The following is a 4,241-nucleotide window of genomic DNA, read 5'->3' as shown; positions in this document are numbered from 1 at the left end:
ACACGGAAGTTAAGCTCTCTAGCGCCGATGGTAGTTGGGACCTTGTCCCTGTGAGAGTAGGACGTCGCCAAGCAACTGTAAGACGAGTCAGAATGACTCGTCTTTTTTGTGTTTTATAAAATAAGCTCGTGATTAATATAGTACTCTATGAGTACATTCATCTAGCAGGAAACAGCTTTATGGGCACTTTCTCCCAGTAATCGCATATTTGTCTGCGATGCTCTGTATGAACACGAGGTGTACTGTAATCTTCTTTTAGAGCAATTCAGTGAGAATATCGCTACATCTAATGTACTGCATAGTTGAGTGAGAGTGGCAAGATGCGATGTCTCGAATAAGCCAGGCAGATAGTGAGACAATGAAATATCTTTTCCGAACTTATGAGGGATTTTAAGAGATAAATTACGGTACAATCCTTGAGCAAAGAGTTGCAATTGCTCGTATAATAAAACATCCCCCAAAACGCCTCCTTATCAATGATTTTACTAAAAGGATAGCGTTTTTTTCGTTATATAGGAGATGTGTATTCAAATTAACCTGATAGGCATGTGAAAGGATTCCTTGAATCGAATTCGTGTTCCTAAGACAACAGGACCTTGGCATTTTTCGTATTACCAAGATGTACTTTATAGTTATGAACAGACGCGGTAAATGAGTCGATTGCAGTTTTTTGTATATTAGTTAGAATCGAATTTAATAATTTTAATACTGGACCAGGCCGAAGGGTGATTTGCCTATAACCCACCAATCAGAATTAGATGAAATTCTTTTTGGCTGTACGTATCGATATGCTTTCTACTCGTATACCAGTTATTAACCAGCATATATACTGGCCCACTACTTGTTAGATATTAAAATTCTTTTATATATTAGTTATCAATACATATTTTCTATTGTTGTATAGATTCCTTCTATAATTCATCTCTTAAAAAAGAACTTATAATGAAGTCAATCATTCAAAATATGTTTAAAAGTGGTGAATAAAATGCAAAGAGTTGTTGGGATTATTGGGGGCATGGGACCTTTGGCGACTGTTGATTTAATGAATAAAATTATTTCTTACACACCTGCAATGAAAGACCAAGAGCATATCCATATCATTGCAGACAACTATTCTCAAATACCTGATCGGACAACGGCTATTTTGGGAAAGGGAATAGATCCGACCCCTTACATTGTACAATCAGCCCAGCGACTGCAAAACGCTGGTGCAGATTTTCTTGTTATTGCGTGTAATACCGTTCATTTTTTCTATAAAGCAGTTAAAAGGTCTGTTAATATTCCAATCTTGCATATGCCTTTAGAAACGGCTCGTTTTGTGCAAGAAAATAATTTTAGAAAGGTAGGTTTGTTGGCTACGGATGGGACGGTTAAGACAGAACTATACCAAAACAGTTGTCAAGATTACAGGATTGATGTCATTGATCCTGATAAAGAAATGCAAAAAAAAGTGATGGAAGGAATATATGCTATTAAAAGTGGGGATTTAAAAACAGGGTGTTTACATCTTTCGATGGTTGCTGATAAATTGAAAGAAAGCGGGGCTGAGGCTATTATAGCAGGTTGTACAGAGGTTCCTCTTGTATTGAAATCATCCAAAAATATTTGTGTCATTGATCCAACAGAAATTGTGGCAAAAGTGGTTATTAAAATAGCTAATAAAACAGAGAAAGAACTAATAAAAGTGTGATTTAGAAGTTAAGAATGTGGCAGAAGTGTTGCATTCTTATTTTATGGATGTTTGATGCATATGCTTTTACGTGTACATGTTATAGTTAATTATAATAGGGAGCTAAAGTAAGGAGTGTTTAGACATGAATATCGAAAATATTGAAGCTTTTATATATGTTTGTCAACTTGGTAGTTTCAATAAAGCTGCCGAAGCTCTTTATTTAACCCAACCTTCTGTAACAGCACGTATCCAATCACTTGAACGTGAAATTAATATAAAGCTTTTTCATCGAAATGGTAATAAGATCTCTTTAACCGAAAAAGGAGAGTATTTTTTCCCACATGCACAAAAAATTTTGCAATCTTACCAGGAAGCTAAGTATGGTTTGCAACAAGTAACAATTCCGTATGACTTGGTAATTGGGAGTGCTTTATCAATATCTAATAATATCCTCCCTGAAATTTTACCTGGTTTTAAATCTGAATTTAAGGATGTTAGAATAAAAATTGTAACTGGTCATTCACAAGACATCCTACAGAAGGTTATTAATAAAGAAGTTGACTTTGGCATCGTACGAACAGAAACACATCCTCAAGTAGAATCAATTCGTCTTTATAATGACCCTATCGGCCTTTTTGTACCTCGAAATCATATATTTTTAAAAGAAGAAAAAGTAACAATAGAACATGTAAGTAAACAACCTCTTATCTTCTTTGATTATGGATCAATGGATTGGCTCATGATTCATCGGCTATTTTCAAGTAATGACGTAAGCCCGAATATATTTTTAGAAGTAGATAATATGGAAACAGCGAAAAATTTAGTGATACAAGGGATGGGCATTAGCTTTTTACCTGAACATTGTGTCAAACAAGAATTAGAAAATGGAGAATTGATCCGAGTGGAAATGACGCCTCCGGTGAAAATTAATATTAGTATTGATTTTATCTATTTAAAAGGCAGACCAAAATCTGTTTTTATTGACTTTTTAAAAGAGAAGATGTGTAAATAAAACAAACTGATTGGTATATCAATCAGTTTGTTTTTGTTATGGAGTTGATAGGTATAGGATGTTTTATGTGTATTGGTTTCTTATTATTATGTATTCTTAGGTTCTTAGATAGAAAAAATTAATTTATGATTTTGTATATATGTCCAAACGGAAGATATATAAATTAATTAAAATATATAGTAGTACTAGAAACATTCTTAAATGCTATGAGAAGTGATACAACTTGAGAAGGGAACGAGTGTTCCGTGTGGGTACGTTGAGTACACTCAATCGATTGAGGTACGTATTTTTAATCCGGTATATGTGTTTAAAAAAGAAATACTATTACTCGGTTTAGATTTCGGAGTATAACTTATTTGTACATCTTAAGTGTTTGTTGAGAGGATATAGTGGCTATTATCAGAGGTTTATTACCACTCAGTAATACCGAATGGATGATACTAAAGATGAAAGAGATATAAGGTCTATATTTCGATTTGAATATCGGTTTAATAGTATGTGGTTTATAGGAATCTATAGAGAGATTCCTGCTGCTAGCATTGCTACTATAAAAGAGAGGATGAATTTTATCGTAAACATAGAAATATCATCGATGCTTAAATATCTTTAACTTTTTCATAAGCTTAAGGCTATAAATCCAGTTCAAGCTATTACAGGAAGAATAATGAAAAAAGAGAAATCAGACGCAGTTTTATAATTTACTTTCATTAATAAGGACACAAGAACAGTAGAATTAGCTCTAGAGGAGTCAGGATATATTGCTAAGCATTGAAATAATCCAATTGTTAATGCTAGACGGGGATTGTTTCTATCCTTTTTACTTCTGCAAATATTATAAGAATTGTTCCAGCTACAAGTTTAATCATGATAGTATATGTCTGAAATAAGTATGTTTTAGTAACATCATGTAGTAGTAAATCAGTGTTAAGAGCAGTGAACCTTCTAGGTGGCCTGAATAATAATTACTTATAATAAAGCCAATGCGTGATACAGGCATATTTAGTAGATGTATTAGTGTGTTTCTATATATTTACGAGTAAACAGATAAACAACTATTACTTCATATGGGGAGAAATCTATAACTAGAGTAGTACATGAGTTTATTATGGATTTTTGTATCGTTGTCTGTTATAAGAATATGTATATCTTCAATTGCTTCTAATAGAGTGCGTGATAAACAAAGAGGTACTAAGGAGTGTAGTAACTTTTTAATTACATACTAGTAGTTATTAAAATAAAGTTGTTAGTTTCGCTGGGGAAAACGTCCGTATAAATTAAATCTAGGGTTAAGCTAACTTAAATATATTTTGGAAGTAGAAACTAAGAAGGAGTAGAAGGGAGTTTTCTGGTAATGTAATCTTTATAGGTTCTTATCTAGATTAGAGGGTGTAAAAATATTAACTTAAATATCTTTATAAAAAGGTATTGACGATTGTACTTTAGAGGTGTAGTATAGAACAAGTCGCCGATGACATTAACATCGAAAGCGACAAACGAAATGAAAAACTTAGTTGACATTGAAAGATGAAAATGTTAACATAAGGAAGTCGCAAATGA

3 protein-coding genes are annotated in these 4,241 nt (G+C 32.9%); 2 read left to right on the top strand and 1 reads right to left on the bottom strand.

Annotated elements, in window-relative coordinates; genetic code table 11:
• Positions 1-985: 985 nt before the first annotated feature.
• Together PDK19_RS27120 and PDK19_RS27115 are read left to right on the top strand one after the other, a co-directional pair.
• Positions 986-1,690 (top strand): aspartate/glutamate racemase family protein, encoded by a 705-nt coding sequence (locus PDK19_RS27120; RefSeq protein WP_270708202.1) that lies wholly within the window; start codon positions 986-988, stop codon positions 1,688-1,690.
• 124 nt (positions 1,691-1,814) lie between these two features.
• The gene (locus tag PDK19_RS27115) at positions 1,815-2,684 is read left to right on the top strand and encodes a LysR family transcriptional regulator (RefSeq protein ID WP_001019591.1); all 870 of its coding nucleotides are present in this window, start codon (positions 1,815-1,817) and stop codon (positions 2,682-2,684) included.
• Between the two features lie 642 nt (positions 2,685-3,326).
• Here PDK19_RS27115 and PDK19_RS27110 read toward each other — a convergent pair.
• Positions 3,327-3,467 carry an undecaprenyl-diphosphate phosphatase gene (locus PDK19_RS27110; RefSeq protein ID WP_324251912.1) on the bottom strand — a complete coding sequence of 47 codons (141 nt, stop codon included), beginning with the start codon at positions 3,465-3,467 and terminating at the stop codon, positions 3,327-3,329.
• Positions 3,468-4,241 lie beyond the last annotated feature (774 nt).

Source organism: Bacillus cereus group sp. BcHK124, from assembly GCF_027712065.1.
In the GTDB taxonomy this organism is placed as follows: domain Bacteria; phylum Bacillota; class Bacilli; order Bacillales; family Bacillaceae_G; genus Bacillus_A; species Bacillus_A pacificus.
The sequence above is the reverse complement of the archived record's forward strand: the minus strand, read 5'-3'. Positions and strand labels throughout refer to the sequence as shown.